Origin of the sequence: Mesorhizobium escarrei (assembly GCF_935825525.1) — a bacterium.
GTDB classification, from domain to species: Bacteria; Pseudomonadota; Alphaproteobacteria; order Rhizobiales; family Rhizobiaceae; genus Mesorhizobium; species Mesorhizobium escarrei.
The window spans coordinates 1961-16486 of record NZ_CAKXZT010000169.1 but is presented as its reverse complement, the minus strand read 5'-3'; the positions used below and the strand labels follow the sequence as shown (position 1 = coordinate 16486).

The 14526-nt window shown below is 62.0% G+C and carries 14 protein-coding genes and 3 pseudogenes; 9 read left to right on the top strand and 8 right to left on the bottom strand.

The features are described 5' to 3' along the window. The 6 genes and pseudogenes from NMG80_RS32945 to NMG80_RS32920 all read left to right on the top strand — a co-directional run. Positions 1 to 226, top strand: a pseudogene (locus NMG80_RS32945) (alpha/beta hydrolase); the annotation flags it as partial. 614 nt (positions 227 to 840) lie between these two features. Then, positions 841 to 1416, top strand: coding sequence for an NADPH-dependent FMN reductase (locus NMG80_RS32940; RefSeq protein ID WP_254022005.1), 576 nt, complete (start codon positions 841 to 843; stop codon positions 1414 to 1416). A 183-nt stretch (positions 1417 to 1599) separates the two neighbouring features. Next, positions 1600 to 1845 (top strand): hypothetical protein, encoded by a 246-nt coding sequence (locus NMG80_RS32935; RefSeq protein ID WP_254022004.1) that lies wholly within the window; start codon positions 1600 to 1602, stop codon positions 1843 to 1845. Then, on the top strand, positions 1842 to 3056 hold the full coding sequence (locus NMG80_RS32930) for a macrolide family glycosyltransferase (protein ID WP_254022003.1): 1215 nt from the start codon (positions 1842 to 1844) through the stop codon (positions 3054 to 3056). The genes NMG80_RS32935 and NMG80_RS32930 overlap by 4 nt, the downstream gene beginning before the upstream one ends. A 3-nt stretch (positions 3057 to 3059) precedes the next feature. Further along, positions 3060 to 3572: a hypothetical protein gene (locus tag NMG80_RS32925; protein WP_254022002.1), complete on the top strand. Its 513-nt coding sequence runs from the start codon at positions 3060 to 3062 to the stop codon at positions 3570 to 3572. After that, positions 3569 to 4504, top strand: a complete 936-nt coding sequence (locus NMG80_RS32920) for a hypothetical protein (protein WP_254022001.1) — start codon at positions 3569 to 3571, stop codon at positions 4502 to 4504. Before NMG80_RS32925 ends, NMG80_RS32920 begins: the two co-directional genes overlap by 4 nt. Before the next feature lie 904 nt (positions 4505 to 5408). Here NMG80_RS32920 and NMG80_RS32915 read toward each other — a convergent pair. From NMG80_RS32915 to NMG80_RS32890, 5 genes are all read right to left on the bottom strand, one after another. Next, positions 5409 to 5933, bottom strand: a complete 525-nt coding sequence (locus NMG80_RS32915; protein ID WP_254022000.1) for a DUF983 domain-containing protein — start codon at positions 5931 to 5933, stop codon at positions 5409 to 5411. A 514-nt stretch (positions 5934 to 6447) separates the two neighbouring features. After that, positions 6448 to 6969, bottom strand: coding sequence for a hypothetical protein (locus tag NMG80_RS32905; protein WP_254021999.1), 522 nt, complete (start codon positions 6967 to 6969; stop codon positions 6448 to 6450). 455 nt (positions 6970 to 7424) lie between these two features. Next, entirely contained in the window at positions 7425 to 8255 is an 831-nt protein-coding gene (locus NMG80_RS32900; RefSeq protein WP_254021998.1) for an MBL fold metallo-hydrolase, read from the bottom strand. Between the two features lie 120 nt (positions 8256 to 8375). After that, positions 8376 to 9041 carry an HD domain-containing protein gene (locus NMG80_RS32895; RefSeq protein ID WP_254021997.1) on the bottom strand — a complete coding sequence of 222 codons (666 nt, stop codon included), beginning with the start codon at positions 9039 to 9041 and terminating at the stop codon, positions 8376 to 8378. Between the two features lie 121 nt (positions 9042 to 9162). After that, a complete protein-coding gene (locus tag NMG80_RS32890) occupies positions 9163 to 9345 on the bottom strand; it encodes a sulfatase-like hydrolase/transferase (RefSeq protein ID WP_254021996.1) in 183 nt (60 codons plus the stop codon). A gap of 185 nt (positions 9346 to 9530) precedes the next feature. Here NMG80_RS32890 and NMG80_RS38080 point away from each other — a divergent pair. Together NMG80_RS38080 and NMG80_RS38075 are read left to right on the top strand one after the other, a co-directional pair. Continuing rightward, positions 9531 to 9641 (top strand): annotated as a pseudogene (locus tag NMG80_RS38080) (LysR family transcriptional regulator); the annotation flags it as partial. Positions 9642 to 9878: 237 nt separating this feature from the next. After that, positions 9879 to 10001: pseudogene (locus NMG80_RS38075) on the top strand (IS91 family transposase); the annotation flags it as partial. A gap of 376 nt (positions 10002 to 10377) precedes the next feature. Here NMG80_RS38075 and NMG80_RS32880 read toward each other — a convergent pair. The 3 genes from NMG80_RS32880 to NMG80_RS32870 all read right to left on the bottom strand — a co-directional run bounded on the left by NMG80_RS32880 (position 10378) and on the right by NMG80_RS32870 (position 12924). Continuing rightward, on the bottom strand, positions 10378 to 10827 hold the full coding sequence (locus NMG80_RS32880; protein WP_254021994.1) for a tautomerase family protein: 450 nt from the start codon (positions 10825 to 10827) through the stop codon (positions 10378 to 10380). Between the two features lie 156 nt (positions 10828 to 10983). Beyond that, on the bottom strand, positions 10984 to 11946 hold the full coding sequence (locus tag NMG80_RS32875; RefSeq protein WP_254021993.1) for a DMT family transporter: 963 nt from the start codon (positions 11944 to 11946) through the stop codon (positions 10984 to 10986). 120 nt (positions 11947 to 12066) lie between these two features. Further along, positions 12067 to 12924, bottom strand: coding sequence for an AraC family transcriptional regulator (locus NMG80_RS32870; RefSeq protein ID WP_254021992.1), 858 nt, complete (start codon positions 12922 to 12924; stop codon positions 12067 to 12069). Positions 12925 to 13255: 331 nt separating this feature from the next. Here NMG80_RS32870 and NMG80_RS32865 point away from each other — a divergent pair. Next, positions 13256 to 14526 (top strand): epoxide hydrolase family protein (locus NMG80_RS32865; RefSeq protein ID WP_436798738.1); only part of this gene is annotated, 1271 nt, incomplete at its 3' end.

The following is a 14526-nucleotide window of genomic DNA, read 5'->3' as shown; positions in this document are numbered from 1 at the left end:
GCCGAATAGAGAAGTGTCTCTGATGGGAGGGCTGGTCGATTTCATCGAGTTTTCTGGCGGCGGCGGCTTCATCGGCCATAGCTATTTCTTGTCGGATCCGGCTGTCAAGGCGGACTTGGTTGCGCTCATCCGCGACAGAGTCAAGGCCGGCGATCCCCGTCGCCAACTCATCGAAATCAAACGCCCTTTCTGGCGAATATCGGATGTCCAGCAGGCCTCGCGATAATTGTCCCAAAATGACCCTAATGCGGTGCCTTCGTTAACCGTGCAGACCTCAAAAAGGTCGCGCGACGTGCGCCTCAAGAACGGCTCTCCAAGCTAAACCGGAGACCCTGACCAACTCCACCCGGTCGAGCGCTCACCGTCGCACCCTCAAGTGGGGTTAGAATCGCCCCATACCTTGGTATTGTCTAACCGATCCTACCGTTTGATAGGCTCGCACGCCGGGTTGGAGCATTCTCGACTAGACCTGTCAGACAGACCTATCGCTAAAGGAAGCACCGCAGCGCCCGGAGCACTCGTCCTGATCCCCCAGCCGGAGAATGCATGCAGATGGAAGACGCCCCGCGGGGAACCGTACTAATTACCAGGAATAGCGGCTTTCTGGGGCAGGCAATCGCCGAGGACCTGACGGCCCGCTACCCGGCATCGCCGCGTCACCGTTCTTGTTCGAAGGCGGCACAACGGCGGGAACCGCAGTCGATCCTGCGATCGGTAACGTTGGTCTGCCGCGCGGCACGCGCAGCGACGAGCATTATGGGGCTGGGACCGTGCGGTCGTCTGGTGTGAAGAGGCCCCGTCCGTCGGGGGGTGTTGAGGTCATCAAGTCAGGAGGAAACTTTGTCCAATTACAAAGTCGGGTATTTTGTCGGCAGCCTCGCCAAGGGGTCGCTCAATCGAAAACTAGCGAAAGCCCTGGTGCGACTAGCGCCGGCCGAGCTTAAAATGGACGAGATCGCGTTCCGTGAGCTGCCGATCTACAGCTATGACTACGATGCCGACTATCCAAAGGTCGCGCGGGATCTAAAGACCAGTATCGCGGCTGTCGACGCGATCCTTTTCGTAACGCCGGAATACAACCGTTCGATCCCTGGCGGCCTAAAGAACGCCATCGACTGGGCGAGCCGGCCCTGGGGACAGAACTCCTTTACCAGAAAACCTTCTGGGATCATCGGTACTTCTCCAGGGGCGATCGGCACAGCGGTCGGCCAACAGCATCTGAAGAGTATTCTGAGCTTCTGCAATTCGCCTATGATGAATGCCATCGAGGCCTACATCCAGTTCACACCTGACCTGATTTCCGACGACGGCCTGGTTGGTTCCAAATCAACGGAGGAGTTCTTGCGCAACTACATGACCGAGTTCAGTACGTTCGTCGGGCGTGTGCTCAGCGTTTATCCGCGCGCCACCGCTTGACGAAAAGATGTCGGAAAGCACTGTTGTTTTTTGCAGCACGCACAAAGCGGTTGGGCCGGTGCGGGCACATGAAATAGGTCGACAGACCCGAAGCTGTGGCTCTTCCTTCTTTATGTGACATCACTGGACGGAGACCATGCGCCCAATTCGGGGACGAGGTGATGAAGGTGTTTGGGGTCTGAGATGCCGCAGCGAAAGCTAACACTGATGCTTTCCAGTCGGTCCGTTAAGACAGTTCTAGACCACGGTGCCGGCGGAACGATCGCGCTGGTCGTGGCCTGGCCCGCGCTCTGGGATTTCAGCCACTCCCGCCGGCTGACCGACGCTGCGCTGGTCTCGGCGAACCGGTTCCTCGACGAGTTGGTCATCACCGGCCCCGGCCTGTACCGGGGCGAGCCGGTGGCGGTGGCACCCGGAGGCCGTCGATGAGCACCGTCTCGTTCCTCAACATCGGCATGCACGGGTACATCAACCCGACGCTCCCGGTCGTGGCAGAGCTCGCGCGGCGTGGTCACACGGTGACCTACCACACCTCCCCCGCGTTCGCGGCCCAGATCGAGGCTGCTGGTGCGAAAGTCCACCTCTACTCTGGGGGCGACCTGCCCCTGCCCGATCCGCCGATCCCCCTCGCGATGCTGGAAGAGCTCGCGCGGACCGCCCTCGGCCTGCTGCCCGGGGTGCTCTCGGACCTCCGCGGCACCCGGCCCGACCTGATCGTGCACGGGGCAGCCTGTCCATGGGGCGCCGTGGCCGCGCGTGAGCTCGGTGTGCCGTCGGCGGCCACGTTCACCACGTTCGCGTTCAACCGGCAGGTGCCCAGCCCCACCGGCATCTCCCGCGAGTTGGTGGCCGCCGCGGCGGCCCGTCCTCGCATCGGCTGGGGCTACGTCCGCGCGCGCTGGGCCTTGCACCGCGGCTACGACACCGGCGGGCTGCCCCTGTCCGACCTGATGAACGCGCGCGAGCCGCTGAACCTGGTCTTCACCTCCAGCGCGTTCCAGCCCGGAGCCGACGCGTTCGACCCCTCGTACCGGTTCGTCGGGGCGAGCGTCGGTTCCCGCCTGACCGATCCGGGGTTCAACGCCGTCCGGCTGGAGGACCCCGTGCTGTACGCGTCGCTGGGCACGGTGTTCGATGCGGGGCCCGCCCTACTGCGGACCTTCGCGACCGCGCTGGCGCCGCTGGGCGGCACCGTCGTCGTCGCGACCGGGCACACGGAACCAGCAGACTTGGGTCCGCTGCCGGCGAACGTGCTGGCCCGGCGATCCGTGCCGCAGCTCCAGGTGCTGGATCGGGCGGCGCTCTTCGTGACGCACGGCGGCATGAACAGTGTCAACGAGGCGATGTGGGCCGGGGTGCCGACGCTCGTCGTGCCACAGGGCGCGGACCAGCCGCTGGTGGCCCGGCGGGTCGTTGAACTCGGTGCCGGCCTCGCGCTCCGCACGGACGACGCCACTGCGGAGACGGTGCGCGCGCTCGCCCGGAGTCTGCTGGACGAGCCGCGCTTCCGCGAAGCGGCAGCCGCACAGCGCGCCGCGCAGCGGCAGGCCGGCGGAGCCCGGCGTGCCGCTGACGAGCTCGAGCGGTATCTCGACGACGCGCGAGGAGGCATCGCGACCGATCGAGCACAGGGGCGCTGAACCATGTCGACGACCGTCGCCGTCCTGCTGGTCCTCGCCGGGCTGTCCGAGAGTGCGGGGCGGGTGCTGCCCCTGGTGGCGCGCAGGCCTAAGCTGTCCCCGCGGCTCGTGGCCGGGCTTATGGTGACCGGCACCGTCGTCGAGAGCACGGTGATCGCGCTGTGGCCCCTCGCCGCGTGGACCGTCGCCGACTTGGCGCGGCCGGTCGTGGCGCCTGACGCGGCCCCGCTGCCCGGCACGACCGGGCTGGCCTGGACGCCCGCCCTGGTCGCCCCGCTGCTTCTGGCCGCCGTCCTCGCGTTCCCGCTCCTCGGGCCGTTCCTGCACATCCTGCTTGTGGCCGGTGTCGGGACAGGGCTGGCCGGCCCGCTCGCCGCGGCGTCGGGACTGGGCTGGTGGGCCGCGGCCGGGTGCATCGCCGTCGCGGCGGTCGGGCTCGCCGCCACGGTCGAGGTGGTCCGGCGGCTGATCGCGAGGATCATCGCCGGCGCGCGGGAGCCGGAGGCGATCGTGTGAGCGAGCTCCTCCTGCTCGTCGCCCTCCTGGCGCTCGGCCCGTTCCTGCTCGCCGAGGGTTTGCTCGCCCGCTACGAGCTGATGGTCTACACCATCGGCCGGCGCGCACCGGCCGCCACGCTCCCACCGGAGGTGCCCTACGCCAGGGGTGCCGATCCAGGGCGACCGCCGGACGCCTACGTGGTCTACCTGGACGGGATCGGCAAGCGCCGCTTCACCGATACGCGCGACGGCGGCCAGCTCGTCAAGGCCGTCATCGCCGGAGCACCTGAGTTGCGCGTGCTGGGCCAGCTCCAGCCCTACTCGCCCCTGGCGGCCCCACTCGCAGGGCGCCCGGTGTGGGACTGGCTCCGGCGGCACCTCGGCATCACGCTGTTCCTGCACAATGTCATGCAGACCTTTGTGGCCGCCGACCGCCGGTACCGCCCGCTGTACAACCGTGCAGTGGGCGCCCAGATCGCCGACCAGCTCCGGCTTGCGGGCTACGAGCCCGCCAGCGGCATACCGGTCGTCCTGCTCTGCTACAGCGGTGGCGCCCAGGTGGCCACCGGCGCGGTCGAGGAGCTCTTCACCCAACTGCGCGCTCCGCTGTGGCTGATCACGCTCGGCGGTTTCCACAACGGCGCCAACGACCTCACGCATGCGCTCCACCTGTACCGGCTCACCAGCGCGAACGACTGGATCGAGCGGGTGGGCATCGGACTCTTCCCCCAGCGCTGGCGCCTGTGGCGGCGCAGCGCCTGGAACCGGGCCCTGGACGCCGGGAAGATCACGGTGCACTCGCTCGACCCCGCAGCCCACATCGGCCCGCAGAGCTACATCAGCCCGACAGCGCGGCTCGCCGACGGGCGCAGCTATCTCGACCGCACCACCGAGACCGTGATCGAGATAATCCGGCGCGACTGCACGACAAAAATGCTCGGAAGGAGATAAAGCGACGGATTGAGGCTGAAACCTCCCTCGGCGAGAGCTTGGTTGAGGTTTGGATCAACGAAGGTTCCGTTGCTCAACACAAACCCGCTTGCGTGGGAGGAGTACGTCCAACAGGCAATTCGGTGCGACCTGTTTACTAGTATCTACGACGGGGGAGCATGAAAAAGCTGGGGGTCCCGTCGGCTCTGCGTCCGATGTTGCAAAATCCGAAATGTATCAACTCAAAGTGAGCTTGCGACGAATCTCGCCGATGATATGGCAGCCGGGTGCTCGTTCCGGAAGAAATTGTCGCTTCCCAGTTAATTATGAGAATGGCTTGTCAACGATTTCAGTTGGTTAGCTTTGCACTCAATTTGAGAACGTGCACTTAATTTGATAATTAAACCGAGCTATTGGCATATAATGTGAGAAGCAACGTTGGCACCGTAATGGCATTGAATTTCCCGAAGGAGCAAACGTACGAAATTCAAATAATTCATGGCCTTCACTTTGATTCTGTTGCAGTTAAATTGAAAATATAGCTTAGCCGTTCTCGTAATGAATTGCCAAACCGAACCGAAACTACCGCATTCTCACGATTAACTGGCAAGCGACATTAGCGTCGACGCTTGGGATGTTTCCCACACTGGCAGCGTTATTGACAGGAACAGTCAGCTACGGCTGCCGCTGTCGCGCACCTCCAGGCGATTGAGTTCTCTCGCCAAGCCCCGTACGACCGGCGTTCAAAGTCGGAAGCTGTTGCCCCACAAAGCCGTCATAGTCGGTGGACTTGGTCACAACGCATCGAGCCGCTCTCCAATCGTGCGGTCGGCTCAATTGCTTACTTGCTCATAGTTCCCCAATCCAGCTGATGGCGGATGTACAGCATCGAGTCCGAGTCGTGAGCTGACGATCGGCGACTAGACTAGGCCTTCTCCGAGCCTTCCCCACCTCGATGAGTCGTCGTTGCTTCTACCTTCGCATCACCTGCGCGCCCACCGGTCTTGTTTTGCGAGCGCGTCAAATCCGCGTGCCAATCCCAATCAATCGACCCTTCGGCGGCCTTGTGAAAATATTGGGAGCATACCAGCCAGCCTTTTAAAGGTCGAAGGAGCAGCAAACAGGCACCGACCGTAAGCGGCAGAGTGGTCAACAAATGCACCCAGTACGGTGGCTCATAAGCTAATTGTAGCCATAACGCGAAACCGAGCGCTGGGAACGCTACGATGGACATAGCAAAGAAGGCGGGGCCATCGGCCGGATCGGCGAACGAGTAGTCGAGGCCACAGACTTCGCAGCGAGGGGCAAGGCTCAGGAAACCTGCGAACAGATGTCCTTTCTGGCAGCGCGGACAGCGGCCCTGAAGGCCTGTCAGTGCCGGGTTGGTTGTTTCTTGGAACTCACCCACGCTCTCATTCTGGCCGGCCTCCGAGGCGCCCTGTTTGCTCATGGACCTGTCCTCGTCTCTCTGGACACACACCGTAAGTGCTGGTGGTTGAGCTCAAACCATTCAGCCGCGCCGCGCACCTAAAAGCCTTTCGGCGGCACGAAGAGACAAATCGTTTGGCCTGCATCAATGCCCGCCCGATGCGCGCACCAATGGTATTCACCATCAGGAGAGTTCTTCACGCGCCGGTCTTGGTAACCTACGACCTCACCGGTGAATTGAATGAGGCCTTCCGGTTTCTCCAGTACCGCCGACGACTGGACCTCCTTGCAGTCCACATTGCTACAACGAGACAGGGGTACTTCCAGCCGTTCGGAGCCTCGTGCGCGCTGGCCCGACCCGTGAGCCCGAGGGTACCGAGAAGAAGTAGTGAACTTAACAGGCGGTATGAACGGAGCGAAACCATCAGATAGAATCCTCCAGGATGTGTTTCTTATGGCGTCATCCCAGCACGTCTGCGAACAAAAGTAGTAGTGGAATGGTCGCCGGTGAAAGGCGGAATTGCAGGTGATGCAAATCATTCGCTTCCCCCAATGTCTCGACCGGAATTGAATCGTGCCGTTACTCGCGCGTTGCCGAACACCAGCCTCATTTGCTGAGCAGATAACGTGTAGGGTCCCTTTCGGTCGAAGATGCCTACCTCATGCTGGAATACCTCTAGAGGGCCCTGAACCTGCCATTCGTGGTTCCAGTGGTAGTAGTGCTGCGGGGAGCTCGCAACGACCATGCCCGCGGCCTTCGCCGCAGCAAATAGCTGGTCAAGGTGCGGAATGAGCTGCTGCTCGGTTTCGCCGACGACGGGCCATGCCTTACCTTTCGGATCCATGGAACCGTTCTGGACCACAAGGGCGGCGCGCGAAGGATCGAGAACCATACTCCCCTTCTTGAGGGCGGGCTTGGCCGGATCCGCATAAGGAGCAGTCTGCGCGAGGGCAGCGGACGGCGCGGACAGAGCGGCTGCGGCGCAGATGGCGATCACCGACAGGAATGGATGACGCATCTTCTGAAGGGAATGGTGGTTGCGGCGATAGAGCATCATCTTCTCCTGCGACTCGCGTTGTCGGGACTGTTAGCTACCGAATGACTTAGCGCTCGGATGACCATGATCTTGCGGCGACAGGCAGCGGATAACGATTGGGTCTACGTAGAGTAGAAGTGATACTTGGAGCTAAACGGCACGCCAAAAACGAAATTGTCGCGCACTGATCTCAAGCCCTTTGGAGAGGTTCGACAACCCTTGGGAACTGGCGATGCCGCCGCATCGCATAGGGTCTTCTCTACATATCAGCGACTTCCGACATTCACGCACGAACTCACTTGCGATCAGCAGCCGGTCCATACATGCGCCAAAGAAGTCATTCGGATTCCCAACGCCCGCCCGAGGCGCAGTCCAAGCTCTCTTGCCAACTCGTTTCGCACCTCCAGGCAGGGCTCCGCCCGCGTCGGAGGCGAGGCCGATCGGCGTATGGCTCGTCAGCTTCTGGCCAAGCTGAACTAGCTTCTGGCCTGCAGCGCCTGCAGTTCACCGGTGTCGTGGCTGCAGAAAATCTCGACCTCTGTGCCGTGCGCTCGCCTTAGCTCGCGCAGCCTCCCAAGATTGTGCCGCGCCGCCGGCGGGTCGGTCATCATGATGCGCTCGTAGATGGCGAGCCCCGGTGGCATTCCCCGCCCTGTGTCGATCTCGCTGTGGTGCAGATACGCATCGCCGGCATCCAGCAGCCAGCCGGCGGTGGTCTGTGTGGCTACGCCGGCATGCCCGCGGGTGTGACCGCTGAGCGGGACGATGAGGATCTCGGGCGGCAGTCCTTCGAGCTCACGAACCGCCTCGAAACCGAACCACGGCTCGCCGGCGGGCGCATAGGTGCGCCAGTCGCGCACACCATCCCATTGCAGAGGCCGATAGCGCTGGTTGCCGACGAAACTGCGCGGCATGTGCCGCGCGGCCTCCTGCTCGGCCGCCAGTAGGTGGACCCTTGCGTCAGGGAAATCCTCAAGCCCGCCGGCATGGTCGAAATCGAGATGGGTGAGGACGATGTGCCGGACGTCGCGCGCGGAATAGCCCAGCGCCTCGACCTGGCGCAGCGCGGTGTCCTCCTCCTTGAGGTTGGGGTTCAGCACCAGCGGCCACAGACGGCTGAGCCGGCGCTCCGGAGCGTTGCGGACATCCGCGAGCCCGTAGCCCGTATCGACTAGGACGAGCCTGTCGGCGATCTCGATGAGGAGGCAGTGCGTACAGATATTGGCCATCAGCCCAGTTGCCGCGTTGTCGTAGAAGCGCCCGCCTACCGGGCAGTGGCTCCCGCAGTTCAGGTGGTGGATGCGCATCGATACCTCGCAGGAAGGGGACCAGGAGCAGGACCGGCGCATAGTCTCAGCGGGAGCTTCTGAACCTGTTGATGATGACGGCTTGAGCGTCGCTGTCGACATCCACCGGGACAATTACGCCTATTCAGCAAACGGCGCATTCATCAGCAGGTCTACGGTGGAGACGGGTTTGTAGCCGGCCACAAATCGCTCGCCGAAGTCGCGCAAGAAGTTGTCAGAGCTTGTCTCGGGCCTCGCTTCGACGAGATGGTGGCACGTCTCGGCAAAGTTTTGCTTCATCTTGAGCCTCGGGAACGCGTCTAGAATCGCGGCCATTTCCGCTGGCGGGATCAGGGCTTCGAAGCCGAACCCGCCGTAGTCGAGCCCGATGCCCATCGTGCCGAGGGCCACTTCCGGCTCTTTGTGAAGCGCGATCGAGGCCGTCGAATTGAGCGCAACCAGATCCCAGACGAGCTGCGCCCGGCGATCCGACAGGCCGCGCTCCTTGATGAACGACCGGGCCGCGTTCGCACCGTTGACCTCAAAGCGATGGTCGCCGCCAACGCTGTGCGTGAGCCCGATGTCGTGCAGAACGGCGCCGACGGCCACAACCTCCGCGTCGCACTCGATCGCCTTCACCTGCCCGATCTTTGCAGCGAAGAGCCAGGACCGCATGGCGTGGTTGAAGAGGTAAGGCTCAGAGAGCCTTTGCGCATATCCGATTGCCTCTGCGATCAGGGGCGAGTCAGGCACACTTACCCCGGCAATTGATTGCATCGATTGTATTGCGCTCCCGATCGTGCTCATCGCTCGTCTCCTCTTGCTGGTCCAACATGGGTCCCGTTCAAGGAAATGGAGCCGCCGACCTGACACGCCTACTGGACTTCGGTACAGGTCGTGTTCAGCATTGGTCTAGAAAACGCGAGTACTACGCATGAATCGTCTTCGCGAGGAACACAATAGACCTCGGCGTGAAGTGCCGGAGGAATGTCGCGCCGTGCGCGGCGATCCGGTCGATGTGGCTGGTATGGGCGACGCAGTTGCCGGTGACCGAAAGCGCATCGTAGCGCAGTTGGTCGGCACAGATGAAGATGAAGTTGGCTCGCTTCACGACGGCTCCGATCGTTCCTGCCAGGCGCACGCACTGCAAGGGCCCGAACGCAGTGGAGTCAAAGATCAAGATTTTCGTACGGTATGTGCTAATCCAATACTGCGAGAAAGAGATGCGCTTTACGGGGCTCAGCGTTCGCCAGTTGGAGGCCTTCGAGGCGACGATGGTGGCCGGCTCGGTCTCGAGTGCGGCGATCGCTGAACGTCTCACAGCCAAGCGTCAGCCGCCTGCTACAGGAACTGGAGATCGGCATCGGCCTCAGCCTGTTCGACCGCTCGCACGGCCGGCTCGTTCCGACCGAGCAGGGCCTGCTGTTCTATGGCGAGGTCAGCAAGACCTTCCATGGCGCCCGCAACCTGATCATGGCGGCGCAGGAAATCCGCGAGCTGAAACGTGGCGTTGTGCGCATCGGAACTTTGGCGGCGATGTCGTTCAAGATCGTGCCAGAAGCAATCCCAGCAGTTGAGGACGCGGTTTCCCGAAGCCAGGACGACCGTCGCGGTGCGCACTCGACGGAAATCGTGTCGTCCGTCGACTTCCGCTCACAATGCCCGTGCTGCGGCGGACGCATGATCGTCATCGAGGTATTCGAACAGTGGAGACAGCCGCGCGGACCGCCGGACAAAACGGCGACGAACCGGGAGAACTCTCCATGACCCGGCATGGCATGGTCCACCCTTCAGCGACAGGCATACAGCCTCCGGTAATGGACCCGCGCGCGTCCGTGGTGATCATCGATGCCGACAGGGCGCGGCCCTCGTCGCGCCTGCGTGCATCGACGTGAACTGACCCGTTGCAGTCGTTGGCGTGTGCAGGAAAGAATGTCGTGACACTGCCCGGAAAGCGACCTTGGCTTCCGCCCGCTCGCCTTCGGCATCAACCTCTGAACGCGCGGTTCCGCGTCGTGACCCAAGTTGGGAGCCCGGTGGGGTAGTTCCGCTCCCGGGAACTGTGCGGGGGGCGACAAGCTATTGTCACCCCCGTTAGGCCCGCAGCAGCAGGTGCTCACATCAAGCAGACCACGTCGCTGGTCTAGGTAGCGACAGGCAACGATTGCATGAAGGCGCGATCCTGTTCCGGGAGCGCGGCTGTCCAGGCTGGCTCGTCGCCAGGTTCCGGTAGCACCTGGCCGAACTCGATCATCTGCCGCGGTGGCAGCTCGTTGAGATAGAGCCAGACGGCCCTCCCATTTTTGACGTCAGCCGCCTGTGCGACACCTTCACTCATCAACTTGATCATGCGGGTCTTATCCACAACTGCACGGCCCGCCCGGATATGGCCAGAGATAAAAATGTGGTCGTGCGTCAGTTGCGCACCACCGATGAACCAATCGCCGGCTTTTACTTCACTGAAGATGACCTGCGCGAAGAAGGCGGGAGCGCCTGTCACTTCGCTGTGAATCTTCGTTATCTCACCTGCAATCTTACTTTTTTGCTCCGAGGTGAGGCGACCGGTTGTGCTGGTACATAGATATGTTGGCATGTGCACAGACTCCTCTTGTGGCAAAGCGACATTGCACTAGGCGCGCAGCCTGTTTCCGGTGCGTGCCGGGTCTGACAGTGGTCAGTGGGAACGAACTGCCCGTAGCCGATCGCTCCTGGGCGGGACGGAGCGACAAAGTCGAAGGTGGTGTGAAGCTCAACTCTCAATTCGCCGGTTGCCAAACTGCAGTACCGCGACGCCTGACAAGATCAGGATCATCGCAGCGTAGCTGAGAGGATGGATATCATCACCGACAAGAACCGCGCCGATCGCGAGGGCCACGACCGGTGGAACATACGTGACGCCCGAGGCGGCGACCGCGCCAAGGTTCGCGACGATATAGTAGTAAGCGAGATACGCGAATCCCGTTCCGCACAGCCCCAGGCCAAAAACAAGGCCGATCCAGGCGCGAGTATCGCCAAAAACAGCTTCGATTCCGTCGAGGGGCGTGGCTACGAAAAGGAGGATCATAGCGACCCCGATTTGGTAGGTCACCAGTGCCGCGGCGGGCAGTTTTAACGGGCTGATGAACCTGCGGGCATATACAAACGAGCATCCGACGCTGAGAGAACCCGCGATCATGTATGCGACGCCAGCCACGTCGATGCCGTCCGAAACCGACCAGGGACGCGCGATAAGAAGCACGCCCGAGAAGCCGAGGGCTATACCCGCTGCCTTAGCTACATTGATGTGTTCCTCGCGCAAAAACAGCCACGCACAAAGGAACGCAAACAGCGGGATCGCACCGCTCAACAGGCCAGCAAGGCTCGACGGAAGAAGGGCAGTGCCCTTGGCAAACGCAAAGTAATAGATCACCGTCGCCAGAAGCGACATGACGACGAAGTGGTGAGCATGGCGGATATGCTCCCAGCGCAGCGCCCGTTGCCACAACGCGTAGAAAAAGACTGGTAGGAAGCCAAAGATGGCGCGCAGCAAGACAATCTGCGCGGGAGATATTTCTTGCGCGGCCCACTTCATGAAGATGAAATTGCTTCCCCAGATTACGCCCAGGAAGAGGAAGGCAACCAAGGCGGTTTTGTTTGTCGGGCGCAAATTGACAGCGTCGCCCGGCGGTCGCGGAGCAACCCGGTGCATGAGCGTTACGTCATTCGTGGCCATTTTAGCCTCGCATTGAGCTCACATTGCCGCCTGGGCCGGATGGACGGTGATGTCTGGTTGACGAAAGAAGGGCCCGGCCGCAACAGTAAGGCAACCACGAAATCCGGTCTTGTTGATTCCTTACCTTCTGCGTTGCAGTGAGGTTTCGGCGGCGAACTGCCCGGGAGTCATTCCTGTCAGCCGCTTGAAATGGCGGGTAAACTGACTTTGATCCGAGAAACCCACCTCCAGTGCCGTTTCGGCTAGCGAGGTTCCTGCTCTTAAGAGCACCTTTGCTCGTTCGACTCGCAGGCTGACGAGATAGGAATGGGGCGGCATGCCTGTTCCCGCGGAGAAAGACCGGATCACCTGCGTACTTGATACACCGGCTGCCTGCGCGAGGTCGGTGATGCTGACCTGGCTTTCCGCGTTCGCGTGAAGGTAATCGCGAACAATCCCCACTGTGCGGGGCGCGACGCGCGCCAGCGTTCCAACGGGGGAAAAATTGCCATGGCGCTTGAACAATCGACGAAGAAAGACGGCGATGCGCGTCTCACGTTCCAACAAGGTCTCCCGGAGTTGTGATGAGACGTGCAAATTCTCAAACTCTCGGTAGAGTTCAGGGTCATCTATGACGTGGTGTGCAAAACCCCACTCACCACCAACGGTGCGGTCCTGCGCCTCCTCGAGTGCGCGAGCAACGAGCGTCGCCGAGGGATAGAACATTCGATAACGCCAGCCCTGCTCGGTTGCTGGACGCCCCTCGTGCACTAATCCTGGATTGAACACGCACAGTGTGTCCGCCGGCATGATTAATGAGGGCGCACGCCCAGGGCGAAACTGCTGCCCGCCAGCTTCGATCACACCAATTCCGAAAGTCTCATGCACGTGCGGCGGAAAGGCGAAATCACGATAGTCAGCGAATAAGAACTCGGTGGCCTCCAACGCTTCGTCGGACCACGTTCTGGACTGATTGTTACCCGATCGCGACTGCTTCATCTGCATATCCGAGGCGAATGGACGGGCGGCGAGATGATGGTGGAACTCGCTCGCTTATCGACCGCACGCTGGCGATCCGGCTTATGACCGGTCCACGACATGTGGGGACTGCAGCCAGCTGAGACAATGTGGGCGGCGCGACGACAGTCGTCCATCAGACAAAGGTATCATTAGGTAATCGGACGCACCGCAGCCCACAAAAAAATGGAGGGAGGTAAGGATTCGACAAGAGGAGAGGCAAGTAGCAGCCATAAATCATCAATATCGAAGCTGGCTGACGGGGTGCCGACCTACTCACCGCTCCGGCAGCATTGAACAAAGGAGACTTGCCTTGTCCGTTAATTCGTCGTCAACATCGGCAGCGCCGACACGGCGCGATCTTATTCTCGTATCTGCTGCCGCCGGCGCAATCAGCATCCTTCCCGGGACGCTGCGCGCGGCCACCGCGGTCGGCAACGCAATCCGCCCGTTTCGCGTCCATGTGCCGGACGCGGACCTCGCCGACTTGAAGCAGCGCCTTGTTGCGACCCGCTGGCCCGACAAGGAGACGGTCGCCGATCAGTCGCAGGGCGCGCAACTCGTGAACTTGCAGGAACTCGTCCGCTATTGGGCAACGGATTACGATTGGCGGAACGGCGAGGCTAAGCTCAACGCGCACCCGCAGTTTATGACCAACATCGATGGCGTGGACATCCACTTCATCCATGTCCGCTCGCGCCACCCGAATGCGATGCCGCTGATCGTCACGCATGGTTGGCCCGGTTCGATCTTCGAGCAGATCAAGATAATCGGTCCGCTCACCGACCCAACCGCGTACGGCGGCCGGGCCGAAGACGCCTTCGACGTCGTGATTCCGTCCCTGCCGGGCTACGGCTTTTCGTCTCGACCCACCGAGACCGGATGGGGCGTGGAGCGCATCGGCCGTGCCTGGGACGTTCTGATGAACCGGCTGGGGTACAAGCGCTACGTCGCCCAGGGCGGCGATTGGGGAGCGGGCGTCGTCGAGGCGATGGCCCGGCAGGCGCCGACGGGACTGCTCGGCATCCACACCAACCTGCCGGCGGTGTTCCCGCCCGACGCTGCCGAAGCGATCGCTACCGGCAGGCCCGCGCCTGCGGGACTGACCGCGAAGGAGCGCGCGGAATTCGATGCCATGCAAGGGTTCATCAAGAACGGCGGCTGGGGTTACCTGACGATGATGAGTGCGCGACCGCAGGCCGTCGGCTACGGCTTGACGGACTCCCCCGCCGGCCTGGCGGGCTGGATGCTCGTGCACGGCGGGTTCGGCAAGTGGACCTACGGCAAGGACCCGGAGCAGCGGCCGACACCGGATGAGGTGCTGGACAACTTCTCGCTGCACTGGTTGACCAACACCGTATCCTCCGGGGCGAGGCTCTACTGGGAGAATCGCGATCAGAACCTCATCAGTGCTGCCGCGCAAAAGACCGATGAGATCACGGTCCCGGTCGCGATCACGACGTTCCCGGACGACGATCTCTTTCGAGCCCCGGAGACGTGGGCGCGCCGCGCCTTCCCGAGCTTGATCTACTTTCACGACGCCGAAAGGGGCGGCCACTTTCCCGCCTGGGAGGAGCCGATGAT

Bases quoted from the DNA above. Each gene is read 5' to 3' on its own strand.
- NMG80_RS32925 (WP_254022002.1), top strand. From the start codon at position 3,060: ATGTCGACGACCGTCGCCGTCCTGCTGGTCCTCGCCGGGCTGTCCGAG.
- NMG80_RS32900 (WP_254021998.1), bottom strand. From the start codon at position 8,255: ATGCGCATCCACCACCTGAACTGCGGGAGCCACTGCCCGGTAGGCGGG.
- NMG80_RS32875 (WP_254021993.1), bottom strand. From the start codon at position 11,946: ATGGCCACGAATGACGTAACGCTCATGCACCGGGTTGCTCCGCGACCG.
- NMG80_RS32930 (WP_254022003.1), top strand. From the start codon at position 1,842: ATGAGCACCGTCTCGTTCCTCAACATCGGCATGCACGGGTACATCAAC.
- NMG80_RS32935 (WP_254022004.1), top strand. From the start codon at position 1,600: ATGCCGCAGCGAAAGCTAACACTGATGCTTTCCAGTCGGTCCGTTAAG.
- NMG80_RS32915 (WP_254022000.1), bottom strand. From the start codon at position 5,933: ATGAGCAAACAGGGCGCCTCGGAGGCCGGCCAGAATGAGAGCGTGGGT.
- NMG80_RS32880 (WP_254021994.1), bottom strand. From the start codon at position 10,827: ATGCCAACATATCTATGTACCAGCACAACCGGTCGCCTCACCTCGGAG.
- NMG80_RS32905 (WP_254021999.1), bottom strand. From the start codon at position 6,969: ATGATGCTCTATCGCCGCAACCACCATTCCCTTCAGAAGATGCGTCAT.
- NMG80_RS32895 (WP_254021997.1), bottom strand. From the start codon at position 9,041: ATGAGCACGATCGGGAGCGCAATACAATCGATGCAATCAATTGCCGGG.
- NMG80_RS32870 (WP_254021992.1), bottom strand. From the start codon at position 12,924: ATGAAGCAGTCGCGATCGGGTAACAATCAGTCCAGAACGTGGTCCGAC.